17 protein-coding genes are annotated in these 18,434 nt (G+C 67.9%); 9 read left to right on the forward strand and 8 right to left on the reverse strand.

Going from position 1 to position 18,434, the window contains the following annotated elements:
* Nucleotide 1 precedes the first annotated feature (1 nt).
* From rbbA to K2W61_RS11625, 4 genes are read right to left on the reverse strand one after another with little or no spacing between them, the layout of a single operon-like run.
* The gene (gene rbbA, locus K2W61_RS11610) at nucleotides 2-2,749 is read right to left on the reverse strand and encodes a ribosome-associated ATPase/putative transporter RbbA (protein WP_236755664.1); all 2,748 of its coding nucleotides are present in this window, start codon (nucleotides 2,747-2,749) and stop codon (nucleotides 2-4) included.
* Nucleotides 2,749-3,816: an HlyD family secretion protein gene (locus K2W61_RS11615; protein ID WP_236755665.1), complete on the reverse strand. Its 1,068-nt coding sequence runs from the start codon at nucleotides 3,814-3,816 to the stop codon at nucleotides 2,749-2,751. Before K2W61_RS11615 ends, rbbA begins: the two co-directional genes overlap by 1 nt.
* A complete protein-coding gene (locus K2W61_RS11620; protein ID WP_236755666.1) occupies nucleotides 3,813-5,375 on the reverse strand; it encodes an efflux transporter outer membrane subunit in 1,563 nt (520 codons plus the stop codon). The genes K2W61_RS11615 and K2W61_RS11620 overlap by 4 nt, the downstream gene beginning before the upstream one ends.
* Before the next feature lie 2 nt (nucleotides 5,376-5,377).
* Nucleotides 5,378-6,898 (reverse strand): PHA/PHB synthase family protein, encoded by a 1,521-nt coding sequence (locus tag K2W61_RS11625; RefSeq protein WP_236755667.1) that lies wholly within the window; start codon nucleotides 6,896-6,898, stop codon nucleotides 5,378-5,380.
* 227 nt (nucleotides 6,899-7,125) lie between these two features.
* Here K2W61_RS11625 and K2W61_RS11630 point away from each other — a divergent pair, with 227 nt between their 5' ends.
* Together K2W61_RS11630 and K2W61_RS11635 are read left to right on the forward strand one after the other, a co-directional pair.
* Complete coding sequence (locus K2W61_RS11630; RefSeq protein ID WP_175132887.1) at nucleotides 7,126-7,728, forward strand: TetR/AcrR family transcriptional regulator; 603 nt, start codon at nucleotides 7,126-7,128, stop codon at nucleotides 7,726-7,728.
* 63 nt (nucleotides 7,729-7,791) lie between these two features.
* Nucleotides 7,792-9,393: an EAL domain-containing protein gene (locus K2W61_RS11635; RefSeq protein WP_336885391.1), complete on the forward strand. Its 1,602-nt coding sequence runs from the start codon at nucleotides 7,792-7,794 to the stop codon at nucleotides 9,391-9,393.
* Here the strand turns inward: K2W61_RS11635 and K2W61_RS11640 are convergent.
* Nucleotides 9,388-9,585, reverse strand: coding sequence for a hypothetical protein (locus K2W61_RS11640; RefSeq protein WP_175132886.1), 198 nt, complete (start codon nucleotides 9,583-9,585; stop codon nucleotides 9,388-9,390). The genes K2W61_RS11635 and K2W61_RS11640 overlap by 6 nt on opposite strands.
* 98 nt (nucleotides 9,586-9,683) lie before the next feature.
* On the opposite strand from K2W61_RS11640, the gene K2W61_RS11645 reads away from it, so the two are divergent.
* From K2W61_RS11645 to K2W61_RS11655, 3 genes are all read left to right on the forward strand, one after another.
* Nucleotides 9,684-10,319, forward strand: a complete 636-nt coding sequence (locus tag K2W61_RS11645) for a DUF2975 domain-containing protein (RefSeq protein WP_175132885.1) — start codon at nucleotides 9,684-9,686, stop codon at nucleotides 10,317-10,319.
* Nucleotides 10,319-10,552, forward strand: coding sequence for a helix-turn-helix domain-containing protein (locus tag K2W61_RS11650; RefSeq protein WP_175132884.1), 234 nt, complete (start codon nucleotides 10,319-10,321; stop codon nucleotides 10,550-10,552). Before K2W61_RS11645 ends, K2W61_RS11650 begins: the two co-directional genes overlap by 1 nt.
* 89 nt (nucleotides 10,553-10,641) lie before the next feature.
* The gene (locus K2W61_RS11655) at nucleotides 10,642-11,022 is read left to right on the forward strand and encodes a DUF4156 domain-containing protein (protein WP_217483958.1); all 381 of its coding nucleotides are present in this window, start codon (nucleotides 10,642-10,644) and stop codon (nucleotides 11,020-11,022) included.
* Nucleotides 11,023-11,075: 53 nt separating this feature from the next.
* Here K2W61_RS11655 and kch read toward each other — a convergent pair whose 3' ends face one another.
* Nucleotides 11,076-12,275 carry a voltage-gated potassium channel protein gene (kch, locus tag K2W61_RS11660; protein WP_419761644.1) on the reverse strand — a complete coding sequence of 400 codons (1,200 nt, stop codon included), beginning with the start codon at nucleotides 12,273-12,275 and terminating at the stop codon, nucleotides 11,076-11,078.
* A gap of 435 nt (nucleotides 12,276-12,710) precedes the next feature.
* Complete coding sequence (locus tag K2W61_RS11665) at nucleotides 12,711-13,526, reverse strand: response regulator transcription factor (protein WP_175132882.1); 816 nt, start codon at nucleotides 13,524-13,526, stop codon at nucleotides 12,711-12,713.
* Nucleotides 13,527-14,219: 693 nt separating this feature from the next.
* Here K2W61_RS11665 and K2W61_RS11670 point away from each other — a divergent pair.
* Nucleotides 14,220-14,615, forward strand: a complete 396-nt coding sequence (locus K2W61_RS11670; protein ID WP_175140366.1) for a helix-turn-helix domain-containing protein — start codon at nucleotides 14,220-14,222, stop codon at nucleotides 14,613-14,615.
* Here K2W61_RS11670 and K2W61_RS11675 read toward each other — a convergent pair.
* A complete protein-coding gene (locus tag K2W61_RS11675; protein WP_336885392.1) occupies nucleotides 14,596-15,822 on the reverse strand; it encodes an acyltransferase family protein in 1,227 nt (408 codons plus the stop codon). The two genes, K2W61_RS11670 and K2W61_RS11675, sit on opposite strands and share 20 nt — an antisense overlap.
* Before the next feature lie 251 nt (nucleotides 15,823-16,073).
* On the opposite strand from K2W61_RS11675, the gene K2W61_RS11680 reads away from it, so the two are divergent.
* From K2W61_RS11680 to K2W61_RS11690, 3 genes are all read left to right on the forward strand, one after another.
* Entirely contained in the window at nucleotides 16,074-16,604 is a 531-nt protein-coding gene (locus tag K2W61_RS11680; protein WP_236755672.1) for an META domain-containing protein, read from the forward strand.
* An 83-nt stretch (nucleotides 16,605-16,687) separates the two neighbouring features.
* Nucleotides 16,688-17,482 carry an META and DUF4377 domain-containing protein gene (locus K2W61_RS11685; protein WP_175133992.1) on the forward strand — a complete coding sequence of 265 codons (795 nt, stop codon included), beginning with the start codon at nucleotides 16,688-16,690 and terminating at the stop codon, nucleotides 17,480-17,482.
* Nucleotides 17,483-17,580: 98 nt separating this feature from the next.
* On the forward strand, nucleotides 17,581-18,318 hold the full coding sequence (locus tag K2W61_RS11690; protein WP_175133993.1) for a sulfurtransferase: 738 nt from the start codon (nucleotides 17,581-17,583) through the stop codon (nucleotides 18,316-18,318).
* Nucleotides 18,319-18,434 lie beyond the last annotated feature (116 nt).

Genomic DNA, 18,434 nt, shown 5'->3' on the forward strand with positions numbered 1-18,434 from the left:
CTCAGGTCTCCTGCTTTCTCAAAAGGAGTGTCGACGCGCCCAGGATCACGGGAATGGCGACCAGCAGCGGCCAGAACGATCCCTGCAGATTGGAGAAGTCCAGCGCCTTGCTGAACACGCCGCGGCTGATGGTCAGCATGTGCGTGGCGGGGTAGACCTGGCCGATCAGCTTGCCGGCGCCTTCCAGCGACGATACCGGGTTGAGCAGGCCGGCGAACTGCACCGCCGGCACCAGCGTGCCGATCATGGTGAAGAACAGCGCGGCGATCTGGCTGCGGGTGAAGGTCGAGGCCAGCAGACCGATGGCGGTGGCCACCACGTTGTAGATAAAGGCCGCCGCCAGCAGGGTGGCGAAGCTGCCGGTGATCGGCACTCCGAACAGGGTCACGGCCATCAGCGCCATCAACAGGAAATTCAGCATCGCCAGCGCCACGTACGGCGCTTGCTTGCCCAGCAGGAATTCCAGCCGCGTCACCGGGGTGACGTACAGGTTGATGATCGAGCCCAGTTCCTTCTCGCGCACCACCGCCAGCGCTGTCAGCATTGCCGGCATCATCAGCAGCAACAGCGGAATCACGGCCGGCACCATGGCCGGCAGGCTGCGCACATCCGGGTTGTAGCGAAAGCGGGTTTCGATGCCGACCTGCTGGGTGGCTGCCGCGCCCAGGCGTTCGCGCGCCTGTTGCTGCAGCCAGCCCTGGTGCATGCCGAGCACGTAGCCGCGGATGGTTTCGGCGCGCTGCGGCATGGCGCCATCGATCCACACGCCGATCTGGGCCTTGCGGCCGCGTTCGGCGTCGCGCGCAAAGCCCTGTGGAATCTCGATCGCCAATGACAGTTCGCCGCTGCGCATGCGCGCGTCCATGTCCTGGTAGCTGGTGATGGGGGGCTGCTCGATGAAGTAGCGCGATCCCGCCAGGTTCAGGCTGTAGTTCTGGCTCAGCGCGGTCTGGTCGCGGTCCATGACGGCATAGCGCAAGTCTTCGACATCCAGGCTGATGCCGAAGCCGATCACGAACATCAGCAGCAGCGACCCGGCCAGCGCCAGGGTGGCGCGCACCGGGTCGCGGCGCAGTTCCAGCGCCTCGCGCCACATATAGCTGTACATGCGCTGCAGACTGAAGCCGCGCATCTCTTGGGCCGGTTCCGCGGCCTCCTGCGTCGGCCCGGCCGCTGCCGCCGCGCCGGGTCGGGTGCCCGCGCCGGCGTCGACCAGATAGGCGATGAAGGCCTCTTCGAGCGTGCTGGCGCCGCGCATCCGGGTGATCTCGTCGGGCGCGGCGCTGACCAGCACTTTGCCCGCATGCATCAGCGACATGCGGTCGCAGCGCTGGGCCTCGTTCATGAAGTGGGTCGAGATGAAAATGGTGACCTGGTCCTGCCGCGCCAGCGCGATCAACAGGCGCCAGAAGTTGTCGCGCGCCACCGGGTCCACGCCCGAGGTCGGTTCGTCCAGGATCAGCAGCTCGGGCTTGTGCACCATGGCCACCGCCAGCGACAGGCGCTGGCGCATGCCCATGGGCAGTTTCTCGGGCAGTTCGTCCAGCGCTTCGCCCAGATCGAAGCGCGCTACCATTTCGTCCACGCGCGCCGGGATGTGCGCCTCGGGCACGTGGAACAGCCGCGCGTGCAGCACCAGGTTCTGGCGGACGGTCAGCTCGCCATAAAGCGAGAATGCCTGCGACATATAGCCGACACGCCGGCGCGTATCGAGATCGCGCGGGTCGACTTCGGTGCCGAACAGCCAGGCGCGGCCCTCGCTGGCCGGCAACAGGCCGGTCAGCATCTTCATGGTGGTGGACTTGCCGCAGCCGTTGGAGCCGAGAAAGCCGAAGATCTCGCCCTTGCGGATACGGAAGTTGACGTGGTCCACCGCGACGAAGTCACCGAAGCGCATGGTCAGGTCGCGCGCCTCGATGGCAATGGGCGCGTCGTCGCCCAGCGCCAGCGGCGTGATCTCGACGGGCTTGTGCCCGCGCCGTTTCTCCTCGGGCAGCAGGGCGATGAAGGCGGCCTCCAACGATCCCGTGCCGGTGCGCTGACGCAGTTCGTCCGGGGTGCCGGTGGCCAGCACGCGGCCGTCGTCCATGGCGATGAGCCAATCGAAACGCTGCGCCTCGTCCATGTAGGCCGTGGCGACGATCACGCTCATGCCCGGGCGGTCGCGCCGGATCTGGTTGATCAGGTCCCAGAATTGCGCCCGCGCCAGCGGGTCGACGCCGGTGGTGGGTTCGTCCAGGATCAGCAGGTCGGGGTCGTGGATCAGCGCGCAGCACAGGCCCAGCTTCTGCTTCATGCCGCCGGACAGCTTGCCGGCCGGGCGCGACAGGAACTCGGCCAGGCCGGTGCTTTGCGTCAGGCTGTCGATGCGGCGGCGCCGCTCGGCCGCGCCATGGCCGAACAGGCGGCCGAAGAACTGCAGGTTCTCTTCCACCGACAGGGTGGGGTAGAGGTTCTTGCCCAGCCCCTGCGGCATGTAGGCGATGCGGGGGCAGACGTCATCGCGGTGGCGCTTGTCGGCCATGTCGCCGCCCAGCACCTGGACCGTGCCGGTCTGCACCGCGCGCGAGCCCGCGGCCAGCGCCAGCAGGCTCGACTTGCCCACGCCGTCCGGGCCGATCAGGCCCACCATGCGGCCGGCCGGGATGTCCAGCGAAATGGCGTCCAGCGCCAGCGTCTTGCCGTAGCGCAGCGATACCCCCGACAGCTTGACCACCGGAGCGGGGGAGGCCGTCGTGGTCGCGGTCATCACGGCACCTTGACTTCAAGGTTGGCGGGCCACTGCGCATCGGCGTCCAGCTTGAGCCAGGCCACGCCGGGCAGGCCGGTCTTGACCTGGCGCAGGTGCTGGCGCAGCAGCTCGGGGTCGATCTGCGCCTTGACGCGGAACATCAGCTTCTGCCGCTCGGTGGCCGTCTCGACCGTCTTGGGCGTGAACTGCGCGGTGCTGGCCACGAACGATACCTTGGCAGGAATCACATATTGGGGCGCCGCGTCCAGCACGATGCGCACGTCCTGGCCCAGGGCGACGCGGCCGGCGGCCTGCTCCGGCAGGAAGAACGTCATGTAGACATCGGCCAGATCGACCATATTCAGCACCTTGCCGCCGGCGCCCAGCACCTCGCCGGCCTGGGCCACGCGATACTGCACGCGGCCGTCGCGCGGGGCGCGCAGTTCGCTGTCGGCGATATCGGCCTCGATGCGGGCGATGGTGGCCTGCGCCGCGTCGATCGCCGAGCGGGCGCCCACCTGCGCGGCGCGGGTGGCGTCAATGGCGGCCTGCGCCGCGTTGACCTGCGCGCGTGCGGCGTTGACCGCGGCCTGCGCGCTGCGCACCCGGGCGCGGTCGTCGTCCAGCTCCTGAATCGACGAAGCGCCTTCCTTGGACAGGGTCTCGGACCGCGCCAGGCGCCGGCGCGCGGCGTCCAGTTCGCTTTCGCGCTGCACCACCACGGCCTCGGCGGCGAGCTTGTCGCTTTCGCGTTGCGCCACCTGCGCGGCGGCGCTGGCGGCGTTGTTGACGGCCTGCTGGTACTGGGCGCGGGCCTCTTCGCGTTGCGCCTGCAGCGTGTCGATCTGCATGCGGGCCAGCGGCTGGCCGGCGCTGACGAAATCGCCCTCGGCCACCAGCACGTCCTGCACCCGTCCGGCCAGTTTGGTGGCAACGTCGACCTCGGTGGCCTCGATGCGGCCATTGCCGCTGATGAAGCCCGGGCCGGGGCCGGTGTCCGACAGCATGCGCCAGCCGTAGTAGCCGGCGGCGGCCAAGACCACGATCGCGAGCAGGGGAATCAGTTTTCGGGTGGGCAGCTTCATGGTGCGTATCCTGTATTGATCGGCGCGGGAGCGGTGGCAGCGGGAGCCGCACCGGCGCGGTCTGGCGTCGCGCGCCCCGCCGACGGGGCGGATGCCGCTTGCGGCGAGGGGGCGGCCGGCGTCGCCACGCGCGTGCCGCCGCCAAGCGCGGCATACAGCCCGACCCGTGCCGCCAGCAGGGCGCGGCGCGTCTGCACCAGCGCCTGCTGCGCCGCCAGCAGGTCGCGCTGTGCGTCCAGCACCTCCAGGTAGGGCGAGGCGCCGTGGTCGTAGCGCAGCTTGGCCAGGCGCGCGCGCTCGCTCTGCGCCTGCACGGTGGCGCGCAATACCTGCACCTGTTCGGCCAGCCAGCGGCGTGCCGACAGCGCATCGGCCACATCCTTGAAGGCGCTCTGAATGGCGCGTTCGTAGCCGGCCACCGCCTGGTCGCGGCGCACCTCGGCCAGGTCCAGATTCGCGCTCCGGCGCCCGGCGTCGAACAGGGGCAGGTCGAGGCTGGGCGCGAAGTTCCAGGCGCGGCTGCCGCCGCCGAACAGGCCATCCAGTTCGGCGCTGGCGGTGCCGAACGCGCCGGTCAGCGTGATGCGCGGAAAGAAGGCGGCGCGGGCCGCGCCGATGTTGGCATTGGCGGCGCGCAGTTGGTGTTCGGCGGCAACGATGTCGGGCCGGTTGGCCAGCAGGTCCGAGGGCAGCCCGGCTGGCAGGTCGCGCATCACGCTGTCGTCGTCCAGGCCCGCGCGCGGCAGCGGCAGGGCCAGCGGCTCGCCGGTCAGCAGTTCCAGCGCATGGGCTTGCGTGGCGCGGGCCTGCTCCAGCTCGGCGCCGAGCGCCCGCGCCTGCTGCCATAGCGTTTCGACCTGGGTCAGGTCCAGCTTCGAGATCGATCCCACCTCGAAGCGGCGGCGGAAGATGCGCAGCGATTCCTCGCGCGAGGCAATGGTGGCGCGGGTCAATGCCAGCCGTTCGTCCAGTTCGCGCAGCGACAGGTAGCTGTCCGCGACCTGCGTCACCAGGCTGAGCGTGGCTGCCTTGGCGGCCGCGTCGGAGGCAAGGTAGTTCTCCAGCGCAGCATCCTTGAGGCTGCGCACGCGGCCCCAGAAGTCCAGTTCCCAGGCCGCCATGCCCACGCCTACCTGGTACTGGCTGGTCACTTGCGGCTGGCCGGTGAGGTTCAGGTCGCCCGGCGTGCGGGCGCGGGCGCCTTCGGCCTGCGCGCCGATCGTGGGGAACTGGTCGGCGCGCTGGATGCCGTAGAGCGCGCGCGCTTCCTCGACACGCAGCAGGGCCACGCGCAGGTCGCGGTTATACGCCAGGGCGGCGTCGATCAGGCCCTGCAGCACGGGGTCGGTGAAGTAGTCGCGCCAGCCGATCTGCGCCGCGTCCCGCGCGGTGGCGCCGGGCGTGGCGGAGGCGGCCTGGCCGGGATAGACGGCGGCCACCGGCGCCGCGGGCCGGACGTATTGCGGCGCCATCGATACGCAGCCCTGCGCCAGCAGCGCCGCCAGGATGGCCGGCGCCAGGCGGGCGGCGCGCCGCAGCGGAAGGGGGCGGCGGGTCATACTCATTTCTCCGTGACGTAAATGCCCGGCGCATCGTCCAGCGCCGGATAGCCCTTGCGCGCGGCGCCGAGGCCGGGGGGGCTGACCGGCTTGCCAGAGCGCGCGTCCAGCCAGGCGAGCCAGTGCGGCCACCATGAGCCCTCGTGCGGCGCGGCGCCGGCCAACCAGGCGTCCGGCGTCAAGGCCGGTTCACCGGCCGCGCGCAAGCGGCTGCGGAAGTGCCGCCGCGGATGCCCTGGCTCGCTGACGATGCCGGCATTGTGGCCGCCGCTGGTCAGCACGAACGTCAAGGGCGCCGGCGCCAGGCCATGCAGCTTGTAGACCGAACGCCACGGCGCGACGTGGTCGGTTTCCGTGCCGACGCAGAATATCGGCAGGCGCAGGTCCTGCAGCCGCACCGGACGGCCGTCCACGAGATAGCGGCCGGAAGCCAGGTCATTGTCCAGGTACAGGTGGCGCAGGTATTGGCCATGCATGCGCGCCGGCATGCGGGTGGAATCGGCGTTCCAGGCCTGCAGGTCATTCATGGGGCGGCGCTGGCCCAGCAGATATTCCGAGATCATGGGCGCCCACAGCAGTTGCTGCGCGCGCAGCAACTGGAACGCGCCGCTCATCTGGCGCGCGGGGAAGTAGCCCAGCGCCGCCATTTCCGTCTCTATCAGCGCCACCTGGTAGGCGTCGATGAACAGGCCCAACTGGCCGGGCTCGCTGAAGTCGGTCTGCGCCGCCAGCAGGCTCAGGCTGGCCAGGCGCCGGTCACCGTCGCGCGCCATGGCGCTGGCGGCCATGGTCAGCAGGGTGCCGCCCAGGCAGTACCCCACCGCGTGCACCGCAGCGCCGGGCACGATCGCCTCGATCGCCGCCAGCGGCTCGCGCACGCCCAGGCGCAGGTAATCGTCCAGGCCCTGGTCGCGGTCGGCGGGCGTGGGATTCTTCCAGGACACGCAGAACACCGTATACCCCTGATCGACCAGATAGCGGATCAGTGAGTTGTGGGGCGACAGATCCAGCACGTAGTACTTCATGATCCAGGCCGGCACGATGAAAATCGGCTGGGGGCGCACGCGCCCGGTGGTGGGCCGGTACTGGATCAGTTCGGCCAGGGCATTGCGCAGCACCACCTTGCCCGGCGTGGTCGCGACCTCATGGCCGGGGCGGAAGTGTTCGGCGCCGACGGGCGGCTGCCCGCTCCATTGCCGCACGCCGTCTTCCCAGGCGTTGTAGGCGCCGCGCAGCAGGTTGACGCCGCCTTCGCTCAGGGTCTGGCGCCACACCAGGGGGTTGGTATAGGGATTGTTGTCGGGGGCCAGCGGTTCCAGCCACAGGCGCGCCGCGAACGCCGCCAGTTGGCGCTGGTGCGCGTCCGTCAGCGGCAGGGCGCCCGCCCACGCATCCCAGCCCTGCTGGGCCAGCTCGAAACCCTGTCGCCACAGCGCGAACGGCCACTGCTGCCAGGCCGCATCATCGAACCGGCCTGCGGGTCGCGCATGCTGCTGGGGGGGCGCTGGGGGCATGATCGGCATGGTGGCTCCGGGATGCAAGAGCGGCGGGAGTGCCGCTCGAGGAACGGTTTGTCGCGCAACCGGGCGATGGCCCTGGGGTCGGACAAATCCGACTTCTTGATCATTGTGCCGCCGCCCTCCTGGGCTCTCCTTGATCAGGATCAAGATAACGACTGACCGGTCGGTTTTTAATGGAGGGGTCGGCGCGCGGCATGGCCACGCGTCGATTCGCACAGGGAGCAGTGGTGATGAGCACGCAACGTTTGCGTCTGCCTCCGACCGTGCGCGTCGAGCAGATTCTTGACGCCGCGCTGCAGGAGTTCTCGGCCGCCGGCTATGCCGGCGCACGGATGGATGACATCGCCTTGCGCGCCGGTTTGTCCAAAGGCGGCCTGTACGCGCATTTCGCCAGCAAGGAAGAGGTGTTCGAAGCCCTGCTGGCGCGTTATCTGAGTCCGCCGCGGATCGATGCCCGCGCCCTGGTTGACGGGTCGGACACGCCCCGTCAACTGGCCGAGCGTATCGTCAATCACCTCCATGCCAGCCTGGCGAATCCGGCCATGATTACCGCCATGCGGCTGCTGCTGGCCGAGAGCGCGCGCGTGCCGCACCTGGCGCGACGCTGGCGCCAGGCGACCGTCGACGCGCATCTGGCCGATATCGCGCAATTGCTGGCATTGGCCCGCGAGCGCGGCCTGTGCGGCGATGGCCCGGCGCTGCGGCACCCCTGGCTGCTGCTGTCGCCGGTGGTGCATGCCATCTTCATGGCAATGCTGCCGGGACCGGACGAGCGTCTCAACCTGCCCGAACGGCGCGAGGCGCATGTGGCGATGATCTGCCACTTGCTGTAATGGCAGCCATCCTGGATGCGGGGTGCGCAGCGGATGCGTCACCCTGTATCCTTGCGTCACTCCATGACTGAACGCAGCGAGGACGATGTGCCTACCTCAGGAATGACGGTCCGCGTACCGTCCTGGCGCTATTTCCCGGTGGCCCTGGCCCTGGTGCTGCCCGCGCTTGGCTGCATCGGCTGGAGCTGGCTGTACGCATTGAACAGCGAACGCGCGCAGGCCGCCACGGTGGGGCGGATCGTGCGGGTCCAGACCGAGCAGATCCTGACGCACGCCCTGGATATCCTGCCGCGTGTCACCGCCTTGGCCGCGCAGCCTTGCCCGGCCGTGCATGCCAGTCTGTTGCGTTGGGGGACGCTGAACCCGTATTTCCGCTCATTGCTGCTGGTCCGGCGCGATCGCATCTATTGTTCCTCCGTGCTGGGCGACGTGGACTATGACACCGGCACTTTCCCGCGCTGGCCGGTCGGCACGCCGCCGACGCAGTGGTTTGTCAGCGTGACGGGGACGCCGCTGGCCCCCGAGCGGCCGGCCCTGCTGCTGGGCATGGCCGGGGAGGACGGCCGTGGCGGGGTGGTGGTGATCGATGGCCGCTACGTGCAGGATCTGCTCAACGCGGTGTCGTCGCTGGGGGCCTACCAGTTGGAGGTGACGCTGGGCCGGGGCGCGCCTATCCGCAGCGAGGCCTGGAGCGCGGCGGCTTCGGAGCGGCTGTTCGCATCGTCCGAGCCGATTGCCGGTCGCGATGACCTGAGCGTCACGGTGATGGCGCCGGCCGAAACCGTGGTGCGGGCCTGGCAGCAATTGTTGATCGCCTATCTGCCAGTGGCCTTGCTGTGCGGCGCGTTGCTGGCCTTCGGCGCCTACCGCCTGCAGGTGAGCCGGCAATCGTTCAAGGAACAATTGCGGCGCGCCATGCTGGCCGGGGAATTCCACGTTGAATACCAGCCGGTGTATGGCAAGGTCACCGGCCGGTGCGAAGGCGTCGAGGCGCTGATGCGCTGGCACCGCCCGGGAGTGGGCCCGGTGCGGCCCGACATCTTCATCGCGGCGGCCGAGGCCGAGGATATGATCGTGCCGCTGACGCAGCATCTGCTCAAGCTGATCCAGCGCGACATGCAGGGCTGGGCGACGCCGCCGGATTTCCACATCGCCGTGAATGTGGCGCCCGAACACCTGTCGAGCACGACGCTGGTGGCGGATATACAGGCGTTTCGCGCCGCCATCCGGCCCTCCCTGATGGTGCTGGAGATCACCGAGCGCAGCCTGATCACCGACAACGGCCAGGCCCGCGCCAACCTCGACGCGCTGCGCGCGCAGGGCGTGTTCGTGGCCATCGACGATTTCGGCACGGGCCATTGCTCGCTGTCGTACCTGCAGAAATTCCCGGTCGACTACCTGAAGATCGACAAGGGTTTTGTGCACGCCATCCAGCCCACCGGGGAAGAGGCGCCGGTGCTGGACGTGATCATCACACTGGCGCATCGCCTGGGCCTGGCCGTGGTGGCCGAAGGCGTTGAAACGCCCGAGCAGTTCAACTATCTGACGCAGCGCGGCGTGGCGTTCATTCAGGGTTACCTGTTTGCCCGGCCCATGCCGGCGGCCGATTTCGTGCGGTGGTATGCCGAGAAAGCGGCGCAGCCGCCGGTGCCCGCGGCGTCATAGCGCGCGCAGCGGCAGGTTCAATAACGAAAAGCGGTTTCCCAGCGACCACAGAACCCCGCCGCGCCCGCCTGGCGCGAAGGCCGCGCCGCGGCAGGGCCGTTCGTCCGGGTCGGCAGCGTGGCCGCATGGGGCTGAAAACACGAAGTACAGCAGCACGGCGAGCAGCAATGCCAACGCCAGGGAGAGGCGCATGATTTTCCTTTTTCAGGATAAAAAATTATTGTAAAACGATAATTTGTTGCTACACTACAGCAACTTAGTTTCCTCAGCAATGTCATCCGGAGACCGCCATGACAACCGCGCCGACCTCTTCATCCGCCCCGCAGACCTCGCCCCCCGCCAGCGGCGCGCGGCGCCTGGCCCGCATTCGTGGGCTGTCGCGCTGGATGCGCGGCCTGCTGGTCGTTGCCGCGGTGATCCTCGTCGCGGCGCTGGTCGGCATGTGGTTCTTCACGCCCGAGGCCGTGCTGGCCCGCGGCCTGTATTCCTTTCTCGGCGTCACGGCGCCGGCCTATACGGAACCGGCCGCGCCTGTCGCGTTGCCGCGCCTGCACCTGGGGCCTGCGTACCGGGTGCTGGGCTTTGTCTTGTTCGGGGTGGTGGCGGCGTTGGCGTTGCGCGCCATTGCGCATGCCCATGCGATGTTTTCCGACTTCAGCCGCGGCGATGTGCTGACCGTGACCTCGGCCCGGCACCTGCGTGGCATCGCCTTGCTGGTCACGGTGTTCAGCGTCGCCGTGCCGGCCTTGAAAACCGTGTTGATGTTGGCGCTCACGCTGGCCAACGGGCCGGGCGGGCGCTACATGATGGTCGGCATCGACGTCAGCGACATCCTGCTCGGCTTGCTGGGCGGCCTGTTGTTCACGCTGGCCTGGGCCATGGAAGAGGCGGCCCAGGTCGCGGAAGAGAACCGGGGATTCATCTGATGGCGATCATCGTACGGCTGGATGTGATGCTGGCGCAGCGCAAGATGAAGGCGCGCCAACTGGCCCAGGAGATCGGCATTACCGAGCCGAATCTGTCGCTGCTCAAATCGGGCAAGGTCAAGGGCATGCGCTTCGATACGCTGGAGCGCATCTGCGAAGTGCTGCAGTGCCAGCCCGGCGACCTGCTCGAATATCAACCGGGCCCGGCGCCGGGCGACGCGGACCCCGACTGACGCCGCTTCCACTTTGCCAATTTCCGCCGCGCGCCCGGTCCGAAGCCGGGCGCCGGGTTCCCACGTCTTCTCGATGGATGCCTGCTGTCATGCAAACCTTGTTCGCGCTGTCCCGCGATACGCTGCGTATCGCTTCCCTCATGGCCTGCGCCGCCACGCTGGCGGCCTGCGCACCCACCGCGCTGGCGCCCGGCGCCGCCGCGAGCGTGCGCATTACCCACAACGAACCCGGCAGGGAATGCGTCTTCCTGGGCGATGTGACCGGCAGCCAGGGCAATTTCCTGGCCGGCGCGATCACCTCCAACGCCGACCTGGAGACCGGCGCGCGCAATGACTTGAAGAACCGCGCCGCGGCGATGGGGGGAAACGTGGTGTATCTGTTGACGCAACGCGCCGGGCAGACCGGCGGCAAAGATCACCTGGAACAGACCAATGTCACGCTGTCGGGCAACGTCTATCGCTGTGGCTGACGGGCGTTGACCGTGACGGCGCCGCGCACTCGGCTCGGCCCACGCCGGCCGCCTCAGCCCGCCTTGGCGTGGGGCGTGGCCTTGGCGAAGAACAGGTCGGTGATCGACTGGCTGTCCAGCGGCTCGCCGGTGATGGTGCGCGCCAGCAGCTCGGCGCCCAGCAATTGCACCGAAAACACCAGGTCGGGCTGCACCCGCCGGATCTTCTCCAGGTGCTTGCTGGTGTTGACCAGGGCCACCGTCTTGGCGCCCTGTTCGCCGCTGGCCTCCTTGGCGGCCAGCACGATGAACGCGTTCTCCGCGTCGTCCTCGCGTAGCGCCAGGACGTAGCGCGCGCGGGCGACGCCAGCGCTGCGCAGCACCTCGACGCTGGAGGGGTCACCCTCGATCAGGTCGGTGGCGGCGGGGTATTCCTGTGGCAGGCCCGGGGGCACGATGACGGTGACCTCGTCGCCACGGCGGCGCAGGCCGTCGTAGACGCTCATGGCCAGGGGCGTGGCGCCGGCGATGATGATATGGTTTTTTCTCATGGCGATGGAAAACCGGCCCTTCACCAGCCGCTTCAGGTTGCCGCCTATCACCGGGCCGGCGATAGCGCTGATGGAGGTAGCGAAGACGGTGATGCCAAGAATGATAATCGACGCGGTGAACAAGCGCGCCGCGTTGCTGTGAGGAGTGATGTCGCCATAGCCTACGGTCGACATCGAGACGATGGAGAAATACAGGGCGGTGGCCGCGTCCTCGATCGGCGGCTTGAATTCCTCGCCAAGGTAGAGCGTGCCGAAGACTGCATAGATCAGCAGCGACAACATGCTGACCAGGGCGAACAGCGAGCCGGCGGTGACGCTGGCACGGTCGAAGCGGCGCCAATAGGCGATCAGCGCGATCACCAGCACCAGCGTGTAGACACCCAGGCCGATGCGTCCGCTTTCGCCCAGGATGGCGAAGGTGCCCACGCCGATCAACAGCACCAGCGAGAAGGCCCAGGCGATGCGCGCCTTGAGGATCAGGCCGAGGGCGATGACCTGCAGGCCGACGCCCAGCACCAGCCGGGGGATTTCCAGCAGGCCCACCACCTGCATCAGGTCGCGCCAGTTATCCAGCGCCAGCCAGAAGGAGTACTCGCGCGCGCGCACCTCGCGCAGCACCGGGTGCATGAAGGCATAGCCGTCCAGCGCCACCAGGACGGCAAGGCACCAGTTGGGGGGAACGAGGGCGAGCAGGCGGCGTAGGCGGCGCGCAAGGCTGGTCAGGGGATTGGGCATGTCAGGGGATCCTTTGCCAGCATTCTATCGGTCCACGCGGCGGCCTTGCTATATCTGATATGTATAGAAGGCTATCAACAAAGAATTACTTGAATTGCGCCTGGCGTCCTAAACTTCCTTCATCACGCGGCTATCCGGAAGGAACGCCGCTGATACGGGCGACAAGCCCGCCAGTTGTAGCGGCGGACGAAATCCCCGGGCGTTATCACGCTGCAGCTTGGGCGGGGACTAGAGACCCTGGCCGGGCTCACGGCCAGCCCGTGCGTGAGCAGTATGAGGCACGAATGTTGGAATCGCGTGATCCAGGTAGAAGGCATCAGTGCCGGCTGATGACTCCAGGCTCACGTGTTGTTTTAGCGCGGCGTCTTACCTTCGGGGCAGCGCCGCGTTTTTTTCGCCTGCCGCCAGCCAATCGTTAGCGTATCAGTAAGTTGACGCGTTCGCATCCACGGCGGCGCGCCGCCAGCTTCCCAGTCCGTCCGGACGGCTCTCCTCCCCCCCCTCCCGCGGTTCCAGTTCCAGCGCGATATCCGCCGCGAACATGTAGCCCCAGCCATGTACCGCCCGGATCGGCAGCGTCATGTGCTGGGCGGCGGCCTTGCGCCGCAGGCGGCTGATCATCACGTCGACGAAACGGCGCCGCGTGATGGCGCCATCCGCGTCTTCGGCGCCGTCCGGGTAGAACGCGTCGCGGCTGACCTTGCGATCAGGCGCCTGGACCAGGCGCGTCAGGAAATCGCGCTCGCCCGTGGTCAGCCCCAGGCGGTGGCCGGCGGGGCTGATCAGCGTCCAGCCTTTGTTGGCGAGCCGCCAGGATTCCTGCAGCGGTTCCTCGGGCGTCGGCTCGGCGGCCGGATCGGACAGATCCAGGCCGACGGCGCGCCGTACCAATGCCTGCAGCACCGCCGCCAGTTCCAGCCCGGTCACCTCCGGCGGCAGGCAGGCGTCGGCGCCGCAAAGCAAGGTGCGGATGCGGTTTTCCTCGCTGCCGAACGGCGCGATGGCGACAATACCCAGTCCGCGGTCGATGGCGCGCAGGCGCACCGCCGCATTGTGGATGTCGGGCAGGGGGGCTTCCAGGATGATCAATGGGCTGGGCCGGCGCGAATAGCGGTCGTAGACGTCGGCCAGGTCGTGGCAGCGCCGCACGCCGAAGCCCAGATGGGACAGGGCTTCGACCAACCGGGCATGGCGGGCGTCGGCCTGGCCCAAGAAAATGACATCCAGGGTGTTGTTCATGGATGCCCGCCTGTGCTTGCGCCTGCGACCGCCCGATCCTTGCGTGTCATGCCCGTCTCCCTGTGCTGCGCCACGATGTGGCGGCATCTGGCGATGTTGTCTGATGGCGGGCGAAGGTCTTGAACTATTGATCCGAGTCTGGGCCGCGGCAGAAGCCGCGGTCGCGGTCTGGGCGGCGCTTGGCTCGAGCGCGCTGCGCTCTGGCCGCCGATGGTCCGATTCCGCATGGAAGTCACGCCCGTGTTTCATTTAAACACGGGCGTGTTTTTTTGTGAAGATACGTTTCTGTAGTTTCTACTGGTAACAGTGCCGAGAGCGGATATTCCGGCGAAGCGCTTGAAACGCTGTTTGTTTACGCGATTGCGACGACAGGATATTAAGTATTACCGATACATTATTTTCTATTTTTGCATGATGAAAGGTCATAAACTCGGGCGCGGTTTTATCGTGGCGGCTGTCCGCCGCCCAACCGGGCGAAGGCCTCGCTGGGGGCCTGCGGTGCAAGCGCAAGTCAATGATAGAAATGGATTTTTTCGATAGGGCCAGGGCCGTGGACGAGGTCCTGCAAGCCATGCGCCTGACGGGCCGGGAGAGCCTGCCGCGATTTACGGATTAGCCCCCGGAATTGGGGTGTAATCGGTTTATTTGGCGGCAGTATTGAGATGTTTTAATCAAATAAATAAATTCATATTAATGTCTCAGGTTGATCGATTGGACACGTTTAGCCATCGTCTGCGCAATGCAAGAATGCTTCAGGGATGGACACAGAAGGACTTGGCAGTCGCAAGCAACCTGTCGCAGAGCGCCATTGGCAACTACGAAAGCGGCCAGCGCCTGCAGCCCTCCAGCGAGGCCCTGATCAAGTTGACCCGCGCATTGCGGGTCAATCCCATGTGGCTGAGCACCGGCGAGGGGCCGATGCTCAATCCCGGTTACGCCGAAGCCGTCACCCGCGCCGGAGAGCATCCGGAGCCGCCGCCCTGGCCGTTTGAAACCGTGTCGTACGCCACCTACGCGCGCTTGAGCCAGCAGGAAAAGCGCCAGATTGAGCAGGTGCTGGCGGCCTATATCAAGGCACGCGGCGAATAGTCGACGGCGCGTGCCGTATCGGCGCGGTGCCGCCCGAGGCGCGCGGCCGCGCGCGTGCCCCGGCCGCGGGCGTCGCATCGGCCGCTAGCGGGGCGCGGGGCAAGCCTGCGGCCGAGGGGCGCGGCCCGGCCGTCGGCTGGCCGGCCGGCGAGGCGCCGCGCAGGCGCCGCCGCAACCGCTCCACCGGTTCGGCGACCAGCACGTTCAGCAGCGCCGCGAAGCCGATGCTGCCTGCCACCACCAGCGTCATGAACATCATCGGCTGGCGCAACTGCGTACCATCGAGCAGCCAGCCAAAGAACACGATGACCAGCGCGTGGCAGATATAGATCGGATAGCTCAGCTCACCAATCGCCTTGTCCAGGCGATAGCGCGCCTGGAACAGGAAAGCCAGCGGCATCAGCGCGGCGAACAACAGCACCGCCAGCCCGTCGCGCACCGTCGGCGGCAAGGCGATGGAAAAATGCGCCAGCGCGTACAGCAGCAGCAGCGCGGTGCCGAGTTCGGGCAGGCGCCTCAGGCGCGCGCTCCACGCCTGCCAGCGCGGCAGCAGCACCTGGTGCGACAGCGAGCCGGCCAGGAACAGCGCCAGTTCGGTCGGAAAGAAGCGATAGGTCCAGGGGTCGCTCCTGCCGATGCCGCTGGCCACCAGCGCCACGCGCAATGCCAATGAGGCCAGAAGCAGGAGCAGCAGGCGTCGTGGCGAATGCAGCACGAAGGGCGCGATCAGGTAGAAGCTCAATTCCACGCCCAGCGTCCAGGCCTGCGGCACCAGCAGGCCCTGGTACAGCGGCACGTCGCTGTGCGCGAAACTGCCGGTAAAGGCCAGCGCGCCGTGTTCGATGCCGAAGAACATCAGCCAGTCCTGTCCCAGGATCAGCAGGTTCGACAGCGCCAGGTACACGGTTGCGGTCAGCGGCAGGCCGTCATAGATGCGCCAGAACGGCGACTCGCCGGCGCCGGCGTACGCCAACAGCGTCAACGCGGCCACCACCAGGTAGACGGGATACAGACGCAGCGCGCGGTTGGCGTAGAACCGGCCCGGCGCGCCCTGGTAGTGGTCGGTGGCGGTAAGCACGTAGGAAATCAGGAAACCCGAGATCACGTAGAAAAGCTGCACCGCCAGGCGTCCGCCCACCAGCCGGTCGGTGGCGGCGCCGCCCAGGTGGTCCAGTACGACAGACAGCGCCAGCAAGGTTCTCAGCATGCCCATCGCCGTGTCTCCGGAAATTGTTGTCGTCGCCCGAGGCTGTTGCCGGCCAGGCGCGAAGCGTCAATCGATTCTGCGCGCCCGGGCGGCCCGCCGCCATGCGGCATTCGATGCAACCCCTCCGGCGCGCGGTTTAGCGCGCCCGGCGCGATGTGCTGCTTTGGGATTCGGCTGTCGGGATGAGGCGCGGGACGGGGCCTGCCCAGGGCGGTTACAGTCGAGGGAGTGTCTTTTCTGGAGGGCTGTCCATGTCTACTTTCCTGTCTTCGCGATATCGCCTGGCCGGTGTCTGCGCGCTGGCCATGGCGCTGGCGGGCTGCGCCGGATCGACCGCAGGCGCGCGTCCCCAGGGCGCCGCTGCCGCCAACGCGGCCAGCAGCGCCGATTCGCTGGCCCAGACCAGCTGGGAGCTGGTGCGCTGGACGCAGCCTGGCGGCGCCCTGCGCGAGATTCCGCACGGCGACAATGGCGAACCGATCCGCCTGACATTCCTGGCGCAAGGCAGGCAGTACCGGACCGAAGGTTTCTCGGGTTGCAACCGCTACATGGGCAGCTACCAGCTCCAGGGCGGCAAGCTGTCGATCGAGGCGCACGCCGCCACCCGCATGGCGTGCGTGCCGGCGGCCCGCGCCGCGCTCGAGAACGACTATCTGCGCGGCCTGGGCGCGATCGACTCGTTTACGCTGGACAGCGGCGGCGCGCCGCGCCATTTGAGCTTCAATCTGCGCGGTGGCGACGTCCTGGAATTCGAGCGCCGCCAGGATCCGCCGACGCCGTGAAACCGGCGCCGCGCCTACAATGGACGCTACCGCGCCGTGCGGCAAGCGTGCCGGGGCGCCCTGGTTTTCCACGGGAGATATCGATGTTCTTGTCCTCTTCCTGGCGCTGGATCGCGCCTTGCGCGCTGGGCCTGGTGCTGGCGGCCTGCGCGGCGCCGCCGCGCGGCGCGGACGGGCGCGACCCGCGCTTCCAGCCGGCCGCCGCCTCCGACGTGCTGGCGCAGACCAACTGGGAGCTGGCACGCTGGACCCGCCCGGGCGGCGCGCTGCGCGAGATCCCGCATCCGTCGTCGCATTCGGTGCCGTTGACCATCGGCTTCATCCATGACCAGGGCGCCACGCGGGCCACCGGCTTTGCCGGCTGCAACACCTACAGCGCGCCCTACACGGTGGCCAACGGCCAATTGATCATCCCCTCCGGCCCGGTGGCGACCATGAAGGCCTGCGCGCCCGTGAACATGCGGCTCGAACAGGAATTCCTGGCTGCGCTGACGCGCATCACCGCCACCTCGTTCGACAACACCAGCAATCCGCAGCGCATGACCTGGGCGCTGAGCAACGGCGACACGCTGGATTTCGGCCGCCGCCTCGATCCGGTCGCCGGCGGTCAGGTGGGCGCGACCAAGCTGGTCTACGTCAACGCCGAACGCGTGCCCTGCAACGCCGGCGCCGGCCGCGCCATGTGCTATCAGGTGCGGGACACCCCGACGCAGCCGTGGCAGCTCTGGTACGGCGACATCACCGGCTTCGATTTCCAGCCCGGCATCCGCTATCGCCTGCGCGTGGTCGAGGTCAGGGACCCGAATCCGCCGGCCGACGCCTCGGGCTTGCGCTGGGTGCTGGACGCGGTGGTGGAACAGGAAATCGTGCGGCGCTGAGCCGGTGCGCTGCAGGCCCGCGCTTGACCCGCGACAAGCGGGCCGCGCGGGGCAGCGATTACTATTACGGCCTTCGCCGCTTTCCGCCTTGCTTTGCCATGTCTTCCGTCGTCAATATCGCCGCCTACAAATTCGTTTCGCTGGACGCGTTGCCCGAGCTGCGCGCGCGGCTGCTGGCCGAGGCCGGCGCGGCCGGCCTGAAGGGCACCATCCTGCTGGCCGGGGAGGGCATCAACCTGTTCCTGGCGGGCACGGCGGACGGCATCGACACCTTCCTGCGGGGCCTGCGCGGCGACGCCCGGTTTGCCGATCTCGAAGTCAAGTTCAGCCACAGCGCGCAGGTGCCGTTTCGCAAGCTGCTGGTCAAGATCAAGCGCGAGATCATCCGCATGGATCACCCGGCGATCCGGCCCGAGGCCGGCCGTGCGCCGGGCGTGGACGCCAGGACGCTGGCGCGCTGGCTGCAGCAGGGGGCCGACGACAGCGGGCGCCCCGTGGTCATGCTGGACACGCGTAATGCCTTCGAGGTCGACGAGGGCACCTTCCGCGATGCCATCGACTGGCGCATCGACCGCTTCACGCAGTTCCCGGCGGCGGTGCAGGCGCACCGCGCCGAGCTGGCGGGCAAGACCGTGGTCAGCTTCTGCACCGGCGGCATCCGTTGCGAGAAGGCGGCCATCTACATGAACGAGGCCGGCATCGAGAACGTCTACCAGCTCGACGGCGGCATTCTCAAGTATTTCGAGGAAACCGGTGGCCCAGGGTTCGACGGCAAGTGTTTCGTGTTCGACGAACGCATTTCGCTCGATCCGGCGCTGGCGCCGAGCAAGGACTGAGATCGCCGCGACTGATTGCGCCATTCGCTGCCGAGCGCCCGGCGCGGCGCGACCGTCACGACAAAAAAATGAGCCCGCCGATCGGCGGGCTCATTTCATTGGGCGGGTGCGCGGAT

It is taken from the genome of Achromobacter pulmonis, assembly GCF_021733725.1.
Lineage (GTDB): Bacteria > Pseudomonadota > Gammaproteobacteria > Burkholderiales > Burkholderiaceae_B > Achromobacter > Achromobacter pulmonis.